The sequence below is a fragment of the Sphingobium sp. SJ10-10 genome (assembly GCF_036038995.2).
Taxonomy (GTDB): domain Bacteria; phylum Pseudomonadota; class Alphaproteobacteria; order Sphingomonadales; family Sphingomonadaceae; genus Sphingobium.
Genome location: NZ_CP158132.1, coordinates 919,106 through 940,211, shown reverse-complemented (window position 1 = coordinate 940,211; position 21,106 = coordinate 919,106). Strand labels below are relative to the sequence as shown.

The window sequence follows — 21,106 nt, the reverse complement described above, 5'->3', positions numbered from 1 at the left end:
TCGCAGCAAATAGACGCCTACATATTGGGATAGTTCGGCCCTCCACCGCCTTCGGGCACGACCCAGTTGATGTTCTGGGTCGGATCCTTGATGTCGCACGTCTTGCAGTGGACGCAGTTCTGCGCGTTGATCTGGAAGCGGGGATTGCCCTCGTCCAGCCCGACCACTTCATAGACGCCCGCCGGACAATAGCGTTGCGCCGGCTCGTCATAAAGGGGCAGGTTGTAGGAAATCGGGATCGACGGGTCTTTCAGTTGCAAATGGACCGGCTGGTCTTCCTCATGATTGGTGTTCGACAAGAACACCGAGGACAAGCGATCGAAGCTGATCACGCCGTCGGGCTTGGGATAGTCGATCTTTTTGCTGACTTCCTTGCGCCACAGCTTCTCGCAATCGGGCTTGTGCTTCATCGTGAAAGGCAAGCCGATCTTGAGCGTGCGCATCCACATGTCGATGCCCGCGAGCACAGTGCCGATGGTGTTGCCGAATTTCGACAGCAGCGGTTCGGCATTCTTGACCAGTTGCAGCTCGCTCGCGATCCAGCTCGACCGCAGACGATCCTCATAATCATGCAGCACGTCGCGGGCGCGCTCGTTCTGAATCGCCTCGAACGCCGCTTCGGCCGCCAGCATGCCGGACTTCATCGCCGTATGCGTGCCCTTGATGCGCGGCACGTTCACGAAGCCCGCCGAACAGCCGATCAACGCGCCGCCGGGGAAGACCAGCTTCGGGATCGACTGCCAGCCGCCCTCGTTGATGGCGCGCGCGCCATAGGAGACGCGGCGGCCGCCCTCCAGATATTTGCGGATTTCCGGATGCTGTTTCCAGCGCTGGAATTCCTCGAACGGATAGAGATAGGGGTTGCGGTAGCCGAGGCCGACCACGAAGCCCAAAGCCACCTGCCCATTGGCCTGATGGTAGAGGAAACCGCCGCCATAGGCATCGGTCAGCGGCCAGCCCTGGGTGTGAATCACCAGACCCGGCTTGTGCTTGGCGGGATCGATATCCCACAATTCCTTCATGCCGATGCCGTAGACCTGCGGCTCGCTGTCGGCATCCAGCGCGAACTGGCGCTTCAGGATCTTGGTCAGGTGCCCGCGCGCACCCTCCGCGAAGAAGGTATATTTGGCGTGCAGTTCCAGCCCCGGCTGATAATCGGGCTTGCGATTGCCTTCGCGGTCGATGCCCATGTCGCCGGTCGCGACGCCCTTCACCGATCCATCCTCATTGTAGAGGATTTCCGCCGCCGCAAAGCCAGGAAAAATCTCGACGCCCAGCCCCTCTGCCTGCTCGGCCAGCCAGCGGCAGAGATTGCCCAGCGATCCGGTATAGGTGCCCTTATTGTGCATCCAGCCCGGCGTCATGATGTGCGGCATGCTCATCTTGCCGCCCTTGGTCAGGAACCAGTGCTGGTTGTCCGTCACCGGCACTTCCGCCATCGGACAGCCCATGTCCCGCCATTGCGGGAACAGCTCGTCCAAGGCCTTCGGATCGACGACCGCGCCCGACAGGATATGCGCGCCGATTTCCGAACCCTTTTCCAGCACGCAAACCGACAATTCCTGCCCGGCTTCGTTCGCAAGCTGCTTCAACCGGATAGCCGATGACAGCCCAGCCGGGCCACCGCCGACGATGACGATGTCATAGGGCATCGAATCCCGTTCGCTCATAGTCCCTCCATTTTGCGGGCGCCGTCGGTTTTCCTCCCCAATCCGGTCGCCGCACTACCCAAACGTTTTGACACTCAGCGCGATGAAGAAACTTGACCACGGCGTCAACCTCTGGCCCAAGACAATCAATGCGGGGAATATTGCGGGAAAATTTGGCGGAGGCCGCCAATGCCTATATGGCGTGGTGGAATCTGGCCGGCGTGGATTGCGCGGTCGGTGAGGAGCCGGTCGATTGGTTGCGCCCAGCTCAGGCGCCCACTCGGACGCCGGTTTCCGTCCCCGGCGACATTCCCGCGCAAGCCAAGCCCCATAATTTCGAGACGTTCCTGACCTGGCTTGCCGAGGATGCGACGCAGCCGGAACGGCGATGGCCAGGCGCCATGATCCTGCCCGAAGGACCGACCCATGCGCCTCTGATGGTGATCACCGATATGCCCGATCCTGCGGACATCGGCGCCGGAGCCCTGCTCAGCGACCGGGCCGGGCAGCTATTCGATGCGATGTTGCGGGCGATCGGCCTGAAGCGTGCCGACATTCATCTGGCGTCCCTCTTCCTATCCCGGCCGCCGGGCGCCATGGTCGAGGCATCGGATCTGACGGCCGCAGCCGCACGGATGCGCACGCATGTGATGCTCGCCGCGCCGCGACGGTTATTATTGCTGGGCGACCGAACGATCCGCACCCTGTTGCCTGCGGCCGATTCAGGTTCACGGGTTTTTAACCATGATGGCGGCACCTTATCCGTCTTCGCCACATTTCATCCGCGTTTGTTGCTTGGGCAACCCGCGGCAAAGGCAGAATGTTGGCGTATATTGCAAGGTTTGATTGAGGAAATGCCCGAGTGATTCGCGCCGTAACCCGTTCGTCCTGGCTGGCCGCCGTTGCCTTCACAACATTGGCGGCCATGCCCGCAAACGCCGATACGACCAGCGCGGTATCCGCCCTTTCCATGGGCATGCCTTCATCCCCGCTTCAATTGAGCGAGGCAGATAAAAGCCGGTATAGCGCCATTTACGGAGCCTTGCGCGACCAGAAATGGACTGATGCCAGGGCAATGATCACCGCGCTGGATGCGCAGGACGCCATCCGCCCCGTCGCCCTGGCCGAACTTTATCTCGGCAAGAATTCGCCAAAGGTCGAATTGTTCGAACTGCTCGATCTGATCAACAAGGCGCCATGGCTCGACAAGGCCGATCAGCTTTCCCGGCTGGCGCAAAAACGCGGCGCGACCATCTTGCCGACGCTGCCGCAGGTGCAGAAGATGGTCTGGCTGGGCAGCGCGCCGCGCCGCGAATATGTTCCGGCCGTCAAGACCGACGCCCTGGCCCAGACGCTGGTCGGCCAGATTCAGCCCTTCATCAAGAATGATGATCCGGCCGGTGCCGAAGCGCTGCTCTTCAGTGGCGAAGCTGGTCTGACGCCCGAGGGACTGACCGAAGTGCGGCAGCGCATCGCCTGGGCCTATTATATCGAAAGCGACGACGCCAATGCCCGGCGCATGGCGGCAAGGGCCCTGGAAAGCCGCAGCGGCGGCGATTGGGCGGTTCAGGCCTATTGGACGACCGGCCTTGCCGCCTGGCGCCAGAATGATTGCCGCGCCGCCGCGCCTGCCTTCGCCAATGTCACGGCACTGGCAGGCAATAGCGACATGCGCGCGGCGGGCGCCTATTGGGCGGCACGCGCCTATATGGTTTGCGGAGAGCCTGAAAAGGTCGAAAATCTGCTGAAGACCGCCGCCCGTTCGGACGAAAGCTTTTATGGCCTGCTGGCGCGTGAAACGCTGGCGGTGCCGCTGGGCGGCGGGCCGGTCGCGCCTCGCTTCGGCGCTGCGGAATGGCAGCAACTCAAGGACAGCCCGAATGTGCGGGCGGCGATCGCTCTGGCTGCAATCGGTGAGAATGCGCGGGCGGACCAGATGCTTCGCTATCAGGCGAAGATCGGCGGGACCGGGCAATATGATGCGCTGCTTCGCCTGGCCGGCGCGCTGAGCCTACCGGAAACGCAGCTCTGGCTGGCCCATAACGGCCCGGTGGGCAAGCAGCCGGGCAGTTTCGCGCGCTTTCCGGCGCCCGATTGGCGGCCGGACGGCGGATGGCGTGTCGATCCGGCGCTGGTCTATGCCCACACGCTTCAGGAATCGGGTTTCCGCCGGGATGTCGTCAGCAGCGCCGGTGCGCGTGGCCTGATGCAGGTGCTGCCCAGCACCGGCAATCTGATGGGGCTAGCCGCGTCCGACCAGTTGTTCGTGCCGTCGACCAATATGGAATATGGCCAGCGCTATCTGGAAAATCTGCGCGACATGAGCGCGACCGGCGGATTGCTGCCCAAGGTCATGGCCGCCTATAATGCCGGTCCTCTGCCGGTCGAGCGTTGGAACAGCGAAGTGAAGGACAATGGCGATCCGCTGCTGTTCATCGAATCGCTGCCTTATTATGAGACCCGCGCCTATGTGAACATCGTGATGCGCAATTACTGGATGTATCAGATCCAGGCGAAGGGCAGCGCGGAGTCGCTGGCGGGCATGGCGCAGGGTCTGTGGCCGACCTTCCCAGGGGCCAAGGGCACGCGCCTCGTACGCCTGACGCCCAGGACGCCGATGGCCAGCGCAAATGTCAGCGCCAGCATCGCGGGCGGCTCCGACTGATGCCAATCGACGAAGGCAGGCCATTCCTGCCGGTCCGCATTGCGCTGCTGACGGTGTCGGACAGCCGCACAGCCGCTGACGATCGGTCCGGCGACATTTTGGCCGAACGCATAGCAGCGGCCGGTCACGTCCTGGCGACCCGTCATATCGAACGAGACGAACGATCGGCCATCGTCGCCCGTCTTCATGCCTGGATCGACGATCCGCAGATCGACTGCATCATCACCACGGGCGGAACGGGAGTCACCGGCCGGGATGTCACACCCGAGGCACTGGCGCAGGTGCAGGACAAGGAAATTCCCGGCTTTGGCGAACTGTTCCGCTGGCTCAGCTTTCAGACCATCGGCACATCGACGATCCAGTCACGCGCCACCGCCTGCGTCGCGCGGGGCACCTATATTTTCGCGCTGCCCGGATCGACCGGCGCGGTGAAGGACGCTTGGGACGGCATCCTCATCAGCCAACTCGACAATCGTTTCCGGCCCTGCAATTTTGTCGAATTGATGCCGCGTTTGACCGAACGCTAAGCGGCTTGAAAGATTATTTCTCGGGTGCCGGGTTGTCCTTGAAGAACTTTCCAGCCTCGCCCAGCATCACCGCCCACCAGTCGACCACATCCGCAAAATTCTTCTGATTGAGGCCGCCTACAGTCGTCACGTCATAGGCCAGGGCCAGTGACCCATCATCCCAGACCGACATCTGCGCGAACCGCTTGTCCTTGTTCCACTTATTGGCAAGTTGGGGCGTATTGCCGCCGTCATCCTCAAAGCTCACCTGAAATTGCAGGGAGCCGCACTGGCGCGTCTGCTCGCACTCATAGAAGAAGATCGTGTAATTATATCCGCTGGCCGCGCTCTCTATCTTCGGATTTCCGGTCTGGGCGCTCTTGCTCAAGGCGGCCTTATATCCTTCGGCCTGCAAAGCCCGGATCACCGTTTGCGGATCGCTCGCGCAAACCAGATTCGCGCCGCAAGGATCAGCATCAGCAGCTAGGCAAGGCGCTGCCAGCATAGCTATCCACAATCCCGCGATCACGGCAATCTTCCGCATAATGCCCCCTCTTTATCCTGAGCCATAGGTGCTGCGGCCGGAGCCTCTTGTCAATATGTTCTCTTTATGTTCTAATACTGCATGGCTGCGGAAAAGGGCAGAGGCGCGACACTGAACGGCGAAAGCCGCCGTTTCAACATGCCCGAGCGGATCGCGGATGGCGATTGGCTAGACGCCTTGCCGGAGATTGACGGCGCACCAACCAGACGGCGCACCGAGGTCACCGTAGAGCAGCCTCGCACGATCATCAGCCGCAACAACTCTCCCGACATCGCGTTCAACCAGTCGATCAACGCCTATCGAGGGTGCGAACATGGTTGCATCTACTGTTTCGCGCGCCCGACCCATGCCTATCATGATCTGTCGCCGGGCATCGATTTCGAAACCCGCCTGTTCGCCAAGCCCAATGCCGCTGAACTGCTGCGCAAGGAACTTTCCAGCAAATCCCATATGGTCACTCCGATCGCCATGGGTACCAATACCGATCCCTATCAGCCGATCGAACGGGATTGGAAGATTACAAGGCAATGCATTGAAATATTATGGGAATTCCGTCATCCTGTCTATATCACGACCAAGTCGGACCGGATATTGCGCGACATCGATCTGCTGGCTTCGATGGCCGAGGAAGGGCTGGTGGCGGTGATGATTTCAGTCACGTCGCTCGATCCGGCAACAGCCCGGACGCTGGAACCGCGCGCGCCGCATCCGCTTCGCAGGATCGAGGCGATCCGTATATTGTCGCAGGCCGGAGTGCCGGTCGTGGCCAGCATATCGCCGGTCATCCCCGCCATCACCGACCATGAGATAGAGGCTCTCGTCGCCTGCGTCGCATCCGCCGGGGCACGGAACGCAAGCTATATCCCCATCCGGTTGCCGCACGAAGTCGCCCCCTTGTTCCGCGCCTGGCTGGACGAACATTATCCCGATCGGGCGGCAAAAGTGATGGCCATCATCAAGGATATGCGGGGCGGTCGCGACAATGACCCGAATTTCGGCACTCGCATGCGCGGTCAGGGCGTCTGGGCGGACCTGATCCGCGCCCGCTTCCAAAAGGCGCGCAAACGAGCAGGCTTTACCGGAGAACGCGTGACCCTGCGCACGGATCTTTTCCGCAGACCGGAAGGAGCGCAAATGCGGCTATTTTGATATGAATATCACCCCGCCACCAGCCGCAAGCCGGACCGCCGGTTGCGCGCGCGATAACCGTCGGCCTTCGCTTCCATCCGTTCGAAATAGCCGATGTGCAGACCTGCTATCGTCGCGATGCTGTCCACCTGATCCGCGCCGATCAGATAATCGTCGCCCAGAAACAGCCGCGCCGCCTTGCCGCCGCCCACTGGCGCCCGAAGGAACACTTCGCTCCGCCCTCCCCTTGCGCGCGTCAATAGTTGCGCCAGGGCATCGATCGCCGCTACATCGCTGACATCGACGACCAACTCCATGCGAGAACTATTGGCCAGTTGACGGAAAGGCTCGACACCCCGGATCGTCACACGCGGCGTTTCCTCGCCCGGCAGCCGATCCAGCTCCACCATCAGCAAAGCGCAATCGCCTTCGCGGGCCATGTCCTCGATGGCCTTGCAGGCATCCTCATCGAAACAACTCGCCTGAAACTGGCCACTACTGTCGGAGAAAGTGGCGGCGGCGTAGCGGGCGCCACGCTTGGTTTCGCGCCATCGCACATCCTCGACCATGGCTGCCATCACGCCATTGGCCCGGCCGCCCTCAGCAACAGGTTCGGTGCAAATGGCGCCATAGCTTTTCGCCCCCCGCGCTTCAGCCAGATGCCGGTAACGATCGACCGGATGCGCGGAAAAATAGAAGCCGAATGCGTCCTTCTCCTGCGCCATGCGGTCCGCCGTCGACCAGGTCTGATGCGGCGGAATGCGAACATCCGCATGTGGCGTTTCGACATCCCCAAACAGGCCGCCCTGCCCGCTTTCTCGCGCCTCCGCAGCGCTGGAGGCCACGCTGAGGATCGTTTCGACCGCTGCATGAACCCCGGCCCGGTCCGCATGCACGCCGTCAAAGGCACCTGCCGCCGCCAGACTTTCCAACTGCCGCCGATTGAGCAGGCGCGGTTCGATCCGGTCCGCAAAATCGTCCAGCGACTTGAACGGACCACCCGCATCGCGCTCCGCGACCAGTTGCTCCATCGCCTTCTCGCCAACGCCTTTCAGACCGCCAAGTGCATAGCGCACGGCAAAGCTGAGGCGCGGATCGTCGCCTTCCCGCTCGATCGCCTCGACCGAGAAATCCGCCAGGCTGCGATTGATGTCAGGCGCCAGACAAGCCAGGCCCATGCGGCGCATGTCGTCCACGAACACCGTCAGCTTGTCGGTCAGGTGAATATCGAACGCCATGGACGCGGCATAGAATTCCGCCGGATAATGCGCCTTCAACCACGCCGTCTGATAGGCGAGCAGGGCATAGGCCGCCGCGTGCGATTTGTTGAAGCCATAGCCGGCGAACTTGTCGATCAAGTCGAACAGTTCGTTCGCCTTGCCCGCCGCGATGTCGCTCTTCGCGCAGCCATCGACGAAGCGGGCGCGCTGGGCGTCCATCTCCGCCTTGATCTTCTTGCCCATGGCGCGGCGCAAAAGGTCGGCGTCACCCAGCGAATAGCCAGCCAATATCTGCGCGGCCTGCATCACCTGTTCCTGGTAGACGAAGATGCCGTAGGTCTCTTCGAGGATCGGTTTCAGGAGAATATGAGGATATTCAATCTCTTCCTGGCCGTTTTTGCGACGCCCGAACATCGGAATATTGTCCATCGGGCCGGGGCGGTAGAGCGACACCAGCGCGATGATGTCCCCGAAATTGGTCGGTCGCACGGCCGCCAGCGTCTTGCGCATGCCTTCGGATTCGAGCTGGAACACGCCCACAGTGTCGCCGCGCTGGAGCAGTTCATAGACCGCCGGATCGTCCCAGCCGAGCGAATTGAGGTCGATCTCCACGCCGCGCCCTGCGAGAAGTTGCACCGCCTTCTGCAACACCGACAGAGTTTTGAGGCCGAGGAAGTCGAACTTCACAAGACCCGCGCCTTCGACATATTTCATGTCGAACTGCGTGACGGGCATGTCGGACCGGGGATCGCGATAGAGCGGCACCAGTTGCGACAGCGGCCGGTCCCCGATCACCACGCCCGCCGCGTGGGTGGAACTGTGGCGCGGAAAGCCTTCCAGCTTCATCGCATAATCGATCAGGCGCTTGACCTGCGCATCATTGTCATATTCCGCCTTGAACTCAGCCACGCCGTTCAGGGACCGTTCCAGCGTCCAGGGATCGGTCGGATGGTTGGGCACCAGCTTGGCAAGGCGATCGACCTGCCCATAGCTCATCTGCAGAACGCGGCCCGTGTCCTTCAGCACGGCGCGCGCCTTCAACTTACCGAAGGTGATGATCTGCGCGACATGATCCGCGCCATATTTCTGCTGGACGTAGCGGATCACTTCGCCGCGCCGGGTTTCGCAAAAGTCGATGTCGAAGTCCGGCATCGACACGCGTTCCGGGTTCAGGAAGCGTTCGAACAGCAGCCCCAATTGCAACGGATCGAGATCGGTGATCGTCAGCGCCCAGGCGACGACCGATCCAGCGCCCGAACCACGGCCCGGCCCCACCGGAATGTCGTGATCCTTCGCCCATTTGATGAAGTCGGCAACGATCAGGAAATAGCCAGGAAAGCCCATCTGGATGATGATGTCGGTTTCGAATTGCAGCCGGTCGAAATAGGGCTTGCGCGCTTCCTCGCCAGTGATGCCCGCCTTGGTCAGCCGCGCTTCCAGCCCATTTCTCGCCTGCTCGCGCAGCATCTTCGCCTCACCCTCGATATCGCCGGCAAGGCTTGGGAGGATGGGCTTGCGCTTGGGCGCCGCCACAGCGCAGCGCTGCGCCACCACCAGCGTGTTGGCCAGCGCTTCGGGCAGATCATCGAACAACCGCTTCATTTCCGCCGCCGGTTTCATCCAGGCGTCGGGCGAGCTGGTCCGTCGATCGGGCGTCTCGACATAGGCGCTGTCGGCAATGCAGAGCATCACATCATGCGCCTCATGAAAATGCGGCTCGGCAAAGCAGGTTGGGTTGGTCGCCACCAAGGGCAGGTCGCGGGCATAGGCAAGTTCGAGCAGTTCCGGCTCCGCCTTGCCCTCGACGGGGTCCAGACGGCGGCATATCTCAATATAGAGCCTGTCGGGGAACAGAGCCTCAAGCCGCTTCGCATAGGCGAGCGCCGCAGCGGGCTGATCCTCCGCGAACAGACGCGCCAGCGCACCCTCGCCCCCCGCCGTCAGCGCGATCAGGCCATCGGTGCGGCCTTCCAGACTATCCATGCTGATATGCGGCACTTCCTCGACCGGGCGGTCGAGATGCGCCATCGAAACCAGTGCGCAAAGATTGTCGTAACCCGTGGAATCCTGCGCATAGAGGGCGAGCCAGTCGTGCACGGGCGCCGCATTGGCCGGGCGGTCGGGCCGGGCTATGCCGACCATCGCGCCGATGACCGGCTGCACCCCCTCCCCCTTGCAGGCGTCGGAAAAGGCCATGGAACCGTAGAGGCCGTTCCGATCCGTGATGGCGGCAGCGGGAAAGCCCAGCGCCTTGGCCTGTTTCGCGATCTTTTTGGGGTCGATCGCCCCTTCCAGCATGGTGAAGGAAGAAAAAACGCGAAGGGGGACAAAACCGGCATGAGGCATCCGCCCATCTAGGCACTCCGACCGATTCGGCACCAGCCCCCAAGCCAAGAAAGTCGTGGGTAAAATTGCGCCATCGACGACCGGCGATTAACGTCTCTCCAAGATTTTAGGCTTAGCTTGAGGGGATTATGCGCTTATCCACGATCACCAACTACGCCTATGGCGCCACCGTGGCCCTGACACTGGCATCGGGCGCCGTCATGCTCATGGCGTCCAGCACGGAAGAGAAAGAACGGGCCGCCGTCGAACAGCGGGCCGCCTTCGATCAGATGACCGCTACGCTGGAGGAAGACACCTACCGCCAGACCGAACAGGCGCGGGCCTATGCGATCACGGGCGATCCTTCGCATATCATCGCCTACCGCCGGGAAAAGGCGACGCTCCGCTCTGTCGAACAGAGAATTGTCCATCTGCGCGATCGGGGAGCCAGCGTCAGCGAACTCGCGGCCCTGCAACAAGGGCTGCACTGGGCCGATGGACTGACCGATGAGCAGGAAGCGGCCATCAACGCCGCCGAAAAAGGCGATCAGGAAACCGCGCGCAAGATCCTGTTCGGTGACGAATATGGCCGGGAACTGGATCGCGTCGCTGCCCAGATCGGCAAGTTTCAATATATATTGGATCAACGGACGGAAAACACCGTCCGGCAGGCGACCGAATCGGCACGGCAATGGCGCTTCATGTCGGAAATCATGCTGGGCGCGACCGCCCTGCTGTTCCTGTGCGTCCTCTATTTCATCCTGAAGCAGCGCATCCTGCGCCCGGTGGTGCGATTGAGCGATGTCGTGACGCGACTGGCCGCGCAGGATTTCGCTGCCGTGCCGCCCGACTTCCCCCAAGTGGACGAAATTGGCGACATGGCCCAGGCCATCCGCATCTTCCGGGAAAACGGGCTGGAAAGGCAAAGGCTGGAACAGGAACGGGATACGGACCGTATCACGCGCGACCAGCTTTCGCGTATGACGCAGCGCCTGCAAGGATGCGACAGCATAGGCGATCTTGTCGAGGTCGTCCGGCGTTTCGCGCCTGAAATCGCGCCCGGTTTTGCCGGGCGGCTCTATATCCACGACACCCGCCGCAATGCGATGGTGCAGGCGTGCGACTGGCTGTCGCCCCGGCAGTCGGGCGAGGAATTCGCGCCGACGGCTTGTTGGGCGCTGCGGCGCGGGCAAATCCATAAACCGACCGGCGAACTGGTCGACATTCCCTGCGAGCATCTGGCCGGAAACGTACTGTCTCCCACCATCTGCATACCGCTGACGGCACAGGGGGAGAGTATCGGCCTGCTCTATGTCGAGCAGCCGGATGACGGGAGCGCCGATCAGATCAGCCGCACCGAACGATATCTGGAGATGCTGGCCGAGAATATCAGCCTGGCGCTTGCCAATCTGCGGTTGCGCGACGTGCTGCGGCAGATGGCGATGGCCGATCCGCTGACCGGCCTAGCCAACAGGCGCCGCTTCGACACGGTATACAAGGAGCAGGTGTTTCATGCCGAAAGCGCGATGACGCCGCTGGCCTGCTTGATGGTCGACATCGACCATTTCAAGCGGTTCAACGACACGCACGGCCATGATGCTGGCGACGCAGTGCTGCGCGCCGTGGGCGGAGTATTGAACGAAGCGCTACGCGAAAAGGACTGCGCTTTCCGCCTGGGCGGCGAGGAGTTCGTGCTGCTCATGCCGGGCTTCGCACAGGATCAGGCGATCGACCGGGCCATTCAGGTGCAACAGAAATTGCAGGATCTGCGCGTCGACCATCGGGGCGAGGAACTGGGGCCGATCACCGCATCCTTCGGCCTTGCCGTCTTTCCCGACCATGGCCGGGCGGAAAGGCTGGTCCGGACAGCCGATGCCGCGCTGCTTCGGGCGAAAAATCAGGGCCGCAACCAGATCGTCATCGCGACGGTCCGGGATGCGGCGTCACATCCGGCCTGAACCTTCCTCCAGCAGCCCTTCGTGAAGGCGGACCACCCGGTCCATCTTCTGGGCCAGCCTTTCATTATGCGTCGCCACCAGCGCGGCCGAGCCTTCCTCCCGCACCAGCCGCAGGAACTCGGCCAGCACGACATCGGCGGTCCGCTCGTCCAGATTGCCGGTCGGCTCGTCCGCCAGCACCAGAGCGGGCCGGTTGGCGAGCGCCCGCGCCACAGCCACGCGCTGCTGCTCGCCGCCGGACAACTGGCTCGGCCGGTGTTCGAGGCGATGCCCCAACCCCAATGATCCCAGCAGCGATTCGGCGCGGGCACGGGCGCTCGCCATGTCGGCGTCACGTATCACCTGCGGCAAAATGACATTCTCCGCCGCATTGAAGTCGGGCAGCAGATGATGGAACTGGTAGACGAAGCCCAGCGCGTCACGGCGCAACCGCGTCCGCCCGTCATTGTCGAGCTTCGCCGCTTCTTCGCCGCCTATGCGAATCGATCCGTCGAAACCACCCTCCAGCAGCCCGACCGCCTGGAGCAATGTCGATTTCCCCGATCCCGAAGGACCGAGCAACGCCACGATCTCCCCCGGCGCCACCGCCAGATCGATGCCGCGCAGCACCTCTATGGTGACGCCGCCCTGGGTGAAGCTGCGTTTGAGGCCGCCGACCTTCAATATCTCATTCATAGCGCAGCACCTGCACGGGATCGGTATTGGCGGCCTTGAACGCGGGATAGAGCGTCGCCAGGAAGCTGAAGATCAGCGCCATCAGGCAGATGATCGCGATCTCCACGGGATCGGGCTTGGCGGGCAATTCGGTGAGGAAGCGGATCGAGGGATCCCACAGATTCTGCCCGGTCAGGAACTGGATCGCGTTCACTACGCTCTGACGGAAGAACAGGAAGGTGAAGCCCAGCGCCATGCCCGCCGCCATGCCGAGCGACCCGATCGTCACGCCCACGGTCATGAATATCTTCACCAAGCCCACGCGGCTCGCCCCCATGGTGCGCAAAATCGCGATATCGCGCGTCTTTGCGCGCACCAGCATGATCAGCGACGAGAGGATGTTGAACACCGCCACCAGCACGATGATCGACAGCACCACGAACATCGCGACCCGTTCCACCGCCAGCGCCTCGAACAGGGACGCGTTCATCTGACGCCAGTCCGTCACGACGGCTCGGCCCGCGACCTTGCCGGCCAGCGGCTCCAATATCGCGGCGACCCGGTCGGCGTTCACGGTCTCGACCTCGATCATGCCGACCACGTCGCCCAGCAGCAACAAGGTCTGCGCGTCTTCCATGGGCATGACCACGAACGCCTTGTCATAATCATAGATGCCGACTTCGAAGATGGCGCCAACCTGATAGGAAACCTGTCGCGGGACGGTGCCGAAGGGCGTCGAGCGGCCCGCCGGATTGATGATGGTGATGCTGTCGCCCAACTGGATTCCCAGATTTTCCGCCAGGCGTGAGCCGAGCGCCACCTTGCCGCCATTGGGGGTCAGCGCGCTCAAGCTGCCTGCGACGACCTTTGCCTTCAGGGTCGCATTGTTGCGAATGTCGTTCACGGTCATGCCGCGTACCAGCACCGCTTCCACCCGGCCCTGAAAGCTGCCCAGCAAGGGCTGCTCGATCAGAGGCGTGGCGCTGGTCACGCCGGGCGTCGCCTTCGCCTCCTTCAGCACCGCCTTCCAGTCCGGCAGGCGCCCGCCATAGCCCTGAACGACGGCATGGCCATTGAGGCCGACGATCTTGTCGAACAGTTCGGCGCGAAAGCCGTTCATCACGCTCATCACGATGATGAGCGCCGCTACCCCCAACATCACCGCCACCAGGCTGATGCCGGCGACCAGGAAAATAAACCCTTCCCCTTTGCCGGGCAGCAGGTAACGCTTGGCAATCATGCGTTCGTATCGGGATAGAATCATGATGGCGCGGACGGCCTCTCGATTGGGATAGGGCAGCCCGTCTAGCACGCTCTCGACCGACGGCAAGCATTGCCGATTGTTGCATGGGAGCCACAGCCGTCTGGGGAAAATTACAATGCCCGGAAATAGCCCGTGACAGCGGCCTGCTCTGCCCATAGCAAAGGCCTCGAAGCACAGGTAAATGGCCGTGGTTCAGGGATACTGCATCCCGCTTCGAGCTTAGGGGGCTAAGAAGCGGTTGAGGCAGGCCAAGGGGGAGACGAGCAATCGTCCATTAGTACCCGGGTCGTGGAAACATGGCCCGGGTACTTTTCATTTGGGCCTTCGCCCGCGCCATATTCGCGTTTCAATAGCTCTTGAAACGCACTTCCGTCGAACCATATCGAATGCGTCCAACCGCCATATGGGGTTGGAAATGGTTCCGCCGGATGCCTTGTTCTGGGTCCGGCATGTTCATTTTGCTCTTTGGGAGATTATGACAATGCGTGGTTTTGACCTGACCCCCTATCGCCGCTCGACCGTGGGTTTCGACCGTCTGTTCGACCTCATTGAAAACAATGCCCGGTTGAGCCAAGGCGACAATTATCCCCCGTTCAACATCGAACGGCTTTCCGAAGATCGCTATCGCGTCACGCTCGCCGTGGCGGGATTCCGCGCCGATGAGATCGACATCACTGCCCAGCAGAACCTGCTTCAGGTGACTGGGCGGAAGGATGAAGCGCAGGGAGGCGCCCGCTCCCATTTCCTGCATGTCGGCATCGCCAATCGCAGCTTCGAACGCCGTTTCGAACTCGCTGATTTCGTGCGGGTGGAAAAGGCCGACTTGGCCGACGGTCTGCTGACGATCGAACTGGTGCGCGAAGTTCCCGAGGCGATGAAGCCGAAGAAGATCGCCATCAACGGTGGCCAGCTTGTGGAGATCAACGGCGACCGCGACGCTGCCTGATCCGCTTCACTTAAAAACGGGGCGCGGCGATCCTGCCGCGCCCCGTTTTTCTAGATCAGATCTCGACCTGACTGCCCAGTTCGACCACGCGATTGGTCGGCAGCCGGAAGAATTCCATCGCGCTTTCCGCGTTACGTAGCATCCAGGCGAAAATCTTCTCACGCCAGAGCGGCATGCCCGGCTTGGCGGACGGCAGCAGGGTCTGCCGCGCGAGGAAGAAGCTGGTGTCCATCATCCTGAACGCCTGACCGCAGCCAGTCACATTCTTGAGCGCGGCCGGAACGTCAGGCTCCTGCATGAAGCCATATTGCAGGACCAGGCGGAAGAATCCCCGACCCAGATCCTCCAGCCTGCAACGCCCATCATCCTCGACCACCGGCACATCCTTGATCTTGACGGTCAACAAGATGACGCGCTCATGCAAGACTTTGTTGTGCTTGAGATTGTGCAGCAACGCATGAGGCACGCCGTCGGGCGTCGAGGTCATGAAAACCGCCGTGCCCGGTACCCGGACGGCGCTGTTCGCGGCGGACGCGACGAAGACAGGGATCGGCATGGCCGCTTCGCGCAGCCGGTCCTGCACCAGTCGGCGTCCCCGCGACCAGGTGGTGAGCAGCGTGAAGATCACGAAGCCGATCAGCAGCGGGAACCAGCCGCCGGCGGGCACTTTCGTGAGATTGGCGGCCAGATAGGCGCCATCCACCAGGAACAGCACCGACAGCAACGGCGCGGAATAATACCAGCGCCACTTCCACAGGCGGTAGAGCAGCACGGTGAGCAGCACATTGTCGATGAACATCGCACCCGTGACGGCGATGCCATAAGCTGCGGTCAGGTTCGAGGAGGTCTGGAACACCAGCACCAGCAGGATCACCATGACCATGAGTCCCCAGTTAATCAGGGGAATGTAAATCTGGCCTGCGGTCGACGCGCTGGTATGGGCGATCCGCAAGCGCGGCATGAAGCCGAGCTGAATCGCCTGCTGCGTGACGGAGAAGGCGCCGGAGATCACCGCCTGGCTGGCGATGATCGCCGCCAGCGTCGCAAGGCCGACCAGCGGCAATTGGGCCCATTGCGGCGCCAGATAGTAAAAGGGGCTGTGCAGGGCCGAAGCGCCCTCGCGAAACAGCAGCGCGCCCTGCCCCATATAGTTCATCATCAGCGCGGGCAGGACGAAGGTCAGCCACGACACCCGGATCGGGCTGCGTCCGAAATGGCCCATATCGGCGTAGAGCGCTTCGGCGCCCGTCACCGCCAGCACGATCGCGCCCAAAGCGAGAAAGGCGGGCAGCGGATCGGTCACGAAGAACATGACGGCCCAATAAGGGTTGAACGCGTAGAGAATGCCGGGCGTCTTGGCGATGCTGATGATGCCCAGAACCGCGATCGTCAGGAAATAGAACAGCATGATCGGGCCGAACAGCGAAGCGACGCGATTCGTCCCCAATCCCTGTATCCAGAACAGGCCCAGCAGAATGATGATCGCCGCCGGCAGGATCAGCGGGGCAAGGTTGCTATTATAGACCGCCAGCCCCTCGACCGCCGACAGCACCGAAACGGCGGGCGTGATCATCGAGTCGCCATAGAAAAGCGATGTCGCGAACACGCCCAGCAATACGATCCCCCGCGACCATCGCTGCGTCTTGGTCTGGCCGTTGATCAGCGCCAGCAGGGCAAGGCTGCCTCCCTCCCCCTTATTGTCGGCGCGCATGATGACGGTGACATATTTGAGGGTCACTACCAGCATCATCGACCAGAACATCAGGCTGATGACGCCCAATATATGGTCCGGATCCAGGTCCAGATGATGATGGCCGGCAAAGGTTTCCCGGAATGCGTAAAGCGGGCTGGTGCCGATATCGCCGAACACGATCCCGATCGCGCCGACGACCAGCTTCAGCGTCGCCTTCTGTCCCGCATGGCCGTGATCATGGGCGCTTTCGTCATCGGCGCGCACGGCGGCGCCAGTGATCTCGTCAGCCATGGAGAAAATGCCGAATTGTCATGATCTTTGGACACCCGAACGGGGAAGCGACCGTCTTGTCATTTCATAGCCCCCGCAAACCGCCGCGCCCTATCATGGCTCCAGAGTGGTGGCAATGATGCCGCTGCGGCTTTGATCGCTTATCGGCTGTCAGGCCCAAGCCCAGACCCAAGCCCAGACCCAAGCCCAGACCCAAGCATTGCGTCGATACGCGCAATGTTGCTTTCGAGTTCCTTCTTGACCTCGCTGCCTTCGGGCGCGCTGGCGGCAAGCGGCGCCCAAAGCGCGCGCGCTTCCTTGAGCTGCCCCGCACGGGCAAGCGCCAGCCCGTAAAAATAGCGCGGCGCTGGACCTTCGGGATCGATCGCCATGGCCCGGCGATAGGCGAAATCGGCCGATGGGGACAGCACTCCGCCTGCATGCGCCACCAACGCATTGCCAAATCCCAACCACAAATTGGGATCTTCGGGCGTTTCGCGGAGACCGGACAGCAGTACATTCGCCGCTTCCTTGGTCTTCCCCTGACGCCCGAGACCATCCGACAGCATCAGCCACTGGCCCGCCTTGCCATAGCGCTCGGCAAGACCCCGGCGCTGTTCGGCAAGCTTCTCGTCAAAGGCCGCGCCGCCTTTGTCCGCCGCTTGCCGGGGTGAACCCGCCAATCCCGGTTTCCCCTGCCAAGCGTAGCCGGCAAGGCCCAGCAGCAGGGCAGCGGCGGTGATCTCCCAGGCCGGGCGCGGAATCCGGCCGATCGCTACAAGCGCCACGCTCACCATGATCACCAATGCGGCAGCGATGATCCAACCGGTCATGACCGCCTCCTCCGCTTGATCCGCCCGCGCAACAGCAGCAGTCCAAGCCCCAGCAGAACCAGCGGTGCGGCCCAAAGCGGCCAGAGGATCGGTGCGGCTGTCGGCTCATAGCTCACCCAGTCGCCATAGCGCTCGATCAGCCAGGCGCGGATATGTTCGGGCTGCTCGCCCGCCATGATGCGTTCACGGATCTGCGAGCGCAGATCACCGGCCATGCTGGCATTGCTGTCGGCTATCGACTGGCTCTGACAGGTGAGGCAGCGGATCGTTTCCATGAGCATTCGCGCCTTTTTCTCCAGCGCCGGGTCTTCGATCTGGCGATCGGCATAGGGCGCGGGCGGCAAAGCGGACTGCGCGAGGACAGGGACGCTCAGCATCAGCGCCAGCAAGGCGACCACCAACCTCATTGCGCGCTCCTCAGCCGGTCGAGGATCATCGGCACGTCATCCTCCCGGATGTCGCCCACATGCTGATAGGCGATGCGGCCCTTTCCATCGATGATGAAGCTTTCGGGAACGCCGGACGAACCCAGCGCGATCTGCACCTCGCTCCGCGCATCCAGGCCGATGCGGGTATAGGGATTGCCGTAGCGCTTGAGGAAAGCATCGACATCGGGGCGCGCATCGCGAATGGCTATGGCGTCGATTTCCACCCCTGCCTGCTTGAGCGCCAGCAATTGCGGCGCTTCAGCCGCACAGGGAACGCACCAGCTCGCGAAGACATTGAGCAGGCGCGGCTTGCCGGTCGCGAGCTCTGTGCTCGCAAGGGGCGGCCGGTCGCTCGCGGCGGCAGGCAGGACGAAGGCGGGCAGCGATTTGCCCACCAGTTTCGAGCTGATGATCCGGTCGTCCGGACGCAGCAGGCCGCTCGCGAACAGCCCGAAAAAGCCGAGGAACAGCGCCAGCGGCAGCCAGATGAGCAGCTTCCTCATGCGGTGGCCTCCATGGCCTTCCGCGCGCGCCATTTGAGCAGCCAGCCGCGCCGTTCCCGCCCGACCATTGCCAACGCGCCGCCCAGCGCGATCAGGAAGCCGCCGAACCAGATCAGCGTCACGAACGGCTTCCACCAGATGCGAAGCTGCCAGCGGCCCTCATCCGCCTCCTGCCCCAGCACGACGTAGAGCTGGCCGTTCCAGCGCGTCAACAGCGCAGCCTCCGTCGTGGTCGTCGGCGGCGAAGCGAAGAAGCGCGACTGAGGATGCAGTAGAACCGGCTCTCCGCCGCCCCGGCTCGCTTCCATATCGGCCTGGAGCGCGGTCCAATTGTCGCCCGCGATCGGCAATATCTGCTTGAAACGGAGCGTCCAGCCCGCCGTCTCCACCGTGTCGCCGGGGCGGGCGGCCACCAGCTTTTCCACCGTGAAGGCCGAATCGCAGGCCATGCCGGCCAAGCTGACCGCGCAGCCCAGATGAGCGATCACCATGCCCCAGGTAAAAAGCGGCGTCCGGCGCAGATTGCGCTTCCAGAGCGGCGCGAGGCTTCCCACGGCGACCGCCAGAGCGATCACCAGACCTAGGAAGGGCAATATGCCGATCCGCCCCCAGGCCAATGCCGCCAGTGCGAGGAAGACCAATATTCCCACCGCCAGCGGGACCGTCATGCGCCGGGTCACTTCCCGCATCCGGTCACGCCGCCAGCGGGTCAGAGGTCCCAGGATCATGACGAGCATCAATGTTAGCGCGACCGGACCCGCAATGCGGTCGAAATAGGGCGCGCCGACCGACACCTTATGACCAAAGGCTTCGGTCAGCAGCGGATAGAGCGTGCCGATCAGCACCAGCCCCAATATCACGGAGAGCAGCAGATTGTTGACGACCAGCATGGTTTCCCGACTGACCAACTCGAACGGCGCGCCTTCACGAACCGCGCCGACGCGCCAGCCGAACAGCGCCAGCGCTCCGCCGATGTAGATGCCGAGCAGCGCCAATATGAAAGTGCCACGCTCCGGATCGACGGCAAAGGCATGGACGCTGGTCAAAATGCCCGACCGGACCAGGAAAGTGCCGACCATCGACATGGAAAAGGCAATCACCGCCAGCATCACCGTCCAGGCGCGCAAGGCGTCTCGCGTCGCCAGCACAGTCACGCTATGCAGCAGCGCCGTCGCCGCCAGCCAAGGCATGAGCGAGGCATTTTCCACCGGATCCCAGAACCACCAGCCGCCCCAGCCCAGCTCATAATAGGCCCAATAGCTGCCCGCCGTTATGCCCAACGTCAGCAATATCCACGCGCCCAGAACCCAGGGCCGCATGGCGCGCGCGAAGGCGGCGTCCACCTGCCGGGTCAGCAGCGCGCCCACCGCGAAGGAAAAGGCGACCGACAGGCCGACATAGCCGAGGTAAAGCGTCGGCGGATGGAAGGCGAGGCCTGGATCCTGCAACAGCGGATTGAGCCCCTGCCCGTCCGCAGCCGGCGGATCGATGCGAGCAAAGGGATTGGAGGCGAAAAGCAGGAAAGCGTAGAAACCGAGGCTGATCGCCGCCTGCCCGCCCAGCGTCGCCATGTGCGTTTCGCGCCGCAACGCCCGCTCGAACAGGGCGACGGCGGCGCCCGCCACGCCCATCACCGTTACCCAGAGCAGCATCGACCCTTCATGATTGCCCCAGGTTCCGGCGAATTTGTAGAGCCAGGGCTTCATCGAATGGCTGTTGGTGACGACGAGCAGGACCGACATGTCGGATCGCAGGAACAGCGTGATCAGCAGGGCAAAGGCCATCGCCGTCAGCACCCCCTGCGCCACCGCCACGGGCCGCACCGCGCCCAGCAGTTCGCTCTTGCCTCCGGCAAGGCCGATCGCCGCCAATGCCAACTGAAGCAGGGCCAGCGACGCGGCAAGCCATAATGCGGCAAGGCCAGCCTCAGCGATCATGCCTGCTCCGCTTCACTGATCCGCCTTCATCTTGTGGGTCTTCTCGTCATAGCTCATGCCTTCCAGCTCACGCGGCATGTAGCGCTCATCATGTTTGGCCAGCAAATTGGTGGCCTGGAAGGTGCCGCCTGCATCGAACGCCCCCTCCGCCACCACGCCCGAACCTTCGCGAAAGAGATCAGGGGCAATGCCCTTGAAACTGGCAGGTACGATCGCCTTGCCGTCGGTGACGTCGAAATGGATGGTGACGCCGTCGCTGGCCCGCTTGAGGCTGCCCTTGACCACCATGCCGCCCAGCCGGATCGCCTTGCCCGGCTCGACGCCCTTGGTCTTCACGTCATTGGGGGCGTAAAAATAAGCCGCCTCGTCCTTGAGCGCGGACGCCGCCAGCAGGCCTGCGCCGATCAGTGCGGCCAATGCCACCACGGCCAAGATCAGTCTTTGATGCTTCGCCTTCATGCCCGGTCCGCCGTTGCCTTGCTCTCAGCGCCGCGCATCGCACGCCAACTGAGCAGGCTGATGAGGCCCGTACCCAACAAGGTCAGCGCATAGGCGCCGATGACGAAAGCCCACTGATTCATCC

The 21,106-nt window shown here is 62.6% G+C and carries 18 protein-coding genes; 6 read left to right on the top strand and 12 right to left on the bottom strand.

Features of this window, described 5'->3' with window-relative positions:
* Nucleotides 1-17: 17 nt before the first annotated feature.
* The gene (locus VVT58_RS04510) at nucleotides 18-1,670 is read right to left on the bottom strand and encodes an electron transfer flavoprotein-ubiquinone oxidoreductase (RefSeq protein ID WP_327754739.1); all 1,653 of its coding nucleotides are present in this window, start codon (nucleotides 1,668-1,670) and stop codon (nucleotides 18-20) included.
* Between the two features lie 380 nt (nucleotides 1,671-2,050).
* Between VVT58_RS04510 and VVT58_RS04505 the strand changes: the two genes are divergently transcribed.
* Genes VVT58_RS04505 through moaB form a run of 3 tightly spaced genes read left to right on the top strand, consistent with a single transcriptional unit; the run spans nucleotide 2,051 to nucleotide 4,841 of the window.
* On the top strand, nucleotides 2,051-2,515 hold the full coding sequence (locus tag VVT58_RS04505) for a uracil-DNA glycosylase family protein (RefSeq protein ID WP_237229794.1): 465 nt from the start codon (nucleotides 2,051-2,053) through the stop codon (nucleotides 2,513-2,515).
* The gene (locus VVT58_RS04500) at nucleotides 2,512-4,314 is read left to right on the top strand and encodes a lytic transglycosylase domain-containing protein (RefSeq protein WP_327754738.1); all 1,803 of its coding nucleotides are present in this window, start codon (nucleotides 2,512-2,514) and stop codon (nucleotides 4,312-4,314) included. Before VVT58_RS04505 ends, VVT58_RS04500 begins: the two co-directional genes overlap by 4 nt.
* Nucleotides 4,314-4,841 carry a molybdenum cofactor biosynthesis protein B gene (moaB, locus tag VVT58_RS04495; protein WP_327754737.1) on the top strand — a complete coding sequence of 176 codons (528 nt, stop codon included), beginning with the start codon at nucleotides 4,314-4,316 and terminating at the stop codon, nucleotides 4,839-4,841. The genes VVT58_RS04500 and moaB overlap by 1 nt, the downstream gene beginning before the upstream one ends.
* Before the next feature lie 13 nt (nucleotides 4,842-4,854).
* Here moaB and VVT58_RS04490 read toward each other — a convergent pair whose 3' ends face one another.
* Nucleotides 4,855-5,364 carry a YbjN domain-containing protein gene (locus VVT58_RS04490; RefSeq protein ID WP_327754736.1) on the bottom strand — a complete coding sequence of 170 codons (510 nt, stop codon included), beginning with the start codon at nucleotides 5,362-5,364 and terminating at the stop codon, nucleotides 4,855-4,857.
* Between the two features lie 81 nt (nucleotides 5,365-5,445).
* On the opposite strand from VVT58_RS04490, the gene VVT58_RS04485 reads away from it, so the two are divergent.
* Entirely contained in the window at nucleotides 5,446-6,513 is a 1,068-nt protein-coding gene (locus VVT58_RS04485; RefSeq protein WP_327754735.1) for a PA0069 family radical SAM protein, read from the top strand.
* A gap of 8 nt (nucleotides 6,514-6,521) precedes the next feature.
* Here VVT58_RS04485 and dnaE read toward each other — a convergent pair whose 3' ends face one another.
* Nucleotides 6,522-10,058, bottom strand: a complete 3,537-nt coding sequence (gene dnaE / locus VVT58_RS04480; RefSeq protein WP_327754734.1) for a DNA polymerase III subunit alpha — start codon at nucleotides 10,056-10,058, stop codon at nucleotides 6,522-6,524.
* A 128-nt stretch (nucleotides 10,059-10,186) separates the two neighbouring features.
* Between dnaE and VVT58_RS04475 the strand changes: the two genes are divergently transcribed.
* Nucleotides 10,187-11,995, top strand: a complete 1,809-nt coding sequence (locus VVT58_RS04475; RefSeq protein ID WP_327754733.1) for a diguanylate cyclase — start codon at nucleotides 10,187-10,189, stop codon at nucleotides 11,993-11,995.
* On the opposite strand, the gene VVT58_RS04470 is transcribed toward VVT58_RS04475, so the two are convergent.
* Together VVT58_RS04470 and VVT58_RS04465 are read right to left on the bottom strand one after the other, a co-directional pair.
* Nucleotides 11,981-12,670 carry an ABC transporter ATP-binding protein gene (locus tag VVT58_RS04470; protein ID WP_327754732.1) on the bottom strand — a complete coding sequence of 230 codons (690 nt, stop codon included), beginning with the start codon at nucleotides 12,668-12,670 and terminating at the stop codon, nucleotides 11,981-11,983. The genes VVT58_RS04475 and VVT58_RS04470 overlap by 15 nt on opposite strands.
* Nucleotides 12,663-13,913, bottom strand: a complete 1,251-nt coding sequence (locus VVT58_RS04465; RefSeq protein ID WP_327754731.1) for a lipoprotein-releasing ABC transporter permease subunit — start codon at nucleotides 13,911-13,913, stop codon at nucleotides 12,663-12,665. The genes VVT58_RS04470 and VVT58_RS04465 overlap by 8 nt, the downstream gene beginning before the upstream one ends.
* Before the next feature lie 481 nt (nucleotides 13,914-14,394).
* Between VVT58_RS04465 and VVT58_RS04460 the strand changes: the two genes are divergently transcribed.
* Nucleotides 14,395-14,859 carry an Hsp20 family protein gene (locus VVT58_RS04460; protein ID WP_066557912.1) on the top strand — a complete coding sequence of 155 codons (465 nt, stop codon included), beginning with the start codon at nucleotides 14,395-14,397 and terminating at the stop codon, nucleotides 14,857-14,859.
* A 55-nt stretch (nucleotides 14,860-14,914) separates the two neighbouring features.
* Here the strand turns inward: VVT58_RS04460 and VVT58_RS04455 are convergent, their stop codons facing one another.
* The 7 genes from VVT58_RS04455 to VVT58_RS04425 form a co-directional block, all read right to left on the bottom strand.
* Nucleotides 14,915-16,843 (bottom strand): potassium transporter Kup, encoded by a 1,929-nt coding sequence (locus VVT58_RS04455; RefSeq protein ID WP_327754730.1) that lies wholly within the window; start codon nucleotides 16,841-16,843, stop codon nucleotides 14,915-14,917.
* Between the two features lie 140 nt (nucleotides 16,844-16,983).
* The gene (locus VVT58_RS04450; RefSeq protein ID WP_327754729.1) at nucleotides 16,984-17,655 is read right to left on the bottom strand and encodes a cytochrome C biosynthesis protein; all 672 of its coding nucleotides are present in this window, start codon (nucleotides 17,653-17,655) and stop codon (nucleotides 16,984-16,986) included.
* The gene (locus tag VVT58_RS04445) at nucleotides 17,652-18,062 is read right to left on the bottom strand and encodes a cytochrome c-type biogenesis protein (RefSeq protein ID WP_327754728.1); all 411 of its coding nucleotides are present in this window, start codon (nucleotides 18,060-18,062) and stop codon (nucleotides 17,652-17,654) included. Before VVT58_RS04445 ends, VVT58_RS04450 begins: the two co-directional genes overlap by 4 nt.
* Complete coding sequence (locus VVT58_RS04440) at nucleotides 18,059-18,586, bottom strand: DsbE family thiol:disulfide interchange protein (protein ID WP_327754727.1); 528 nt, start codon at nucleotides 18,584-18,586, stop codon at nucleotides 18,059-18,061. Before VVT58_RS04440 ends, VVT58_RS04445 begins: the two co-directional genes overlap by 4 nt.
* Entirely contained in the window at nucleotides 18,583-20,523 is a 1,941-nt protein-coding gene (locus tag VVT58_RS04435) for a heme lyase CcmF/NrfE family subunit (protein WP_327754726.1), read from the bottom strand. Before VVT58_RS04435 ends, VVT58_RS04440 begins: the two co-directional genes overlap by 4 nt.
* Nucleotides 20,524-20,535: 12 nt before the next feature.
* Entirely contained in the window at nucleotides 20,536-20,982 is a 447-nt protein-coding gene (gene ccmE / locus VVT58_RS04430; RefSeq protein ID WP_327754725.1) for a cytochrome c maturation protein CcmE, read from the bottom strand.
* Nucleotides 20,979-21,104, bottom strand: a complete 126-nt coding sequence (locus VVT58_RS04425; RefSeq protein ID WP_254911672.1) for a hypothetical protein — start codon at nucleotides 21,102-21,104, stop codon at nucleotides 20,979-20,981. The genes ccmE and VVT58_RS04425 overlap by 4 nt, the downstream gene beginning before the upstream one ends.
* Between the last annotated feature and the right edge of the window lie 2 nt (nucleotides 21,105-21,106).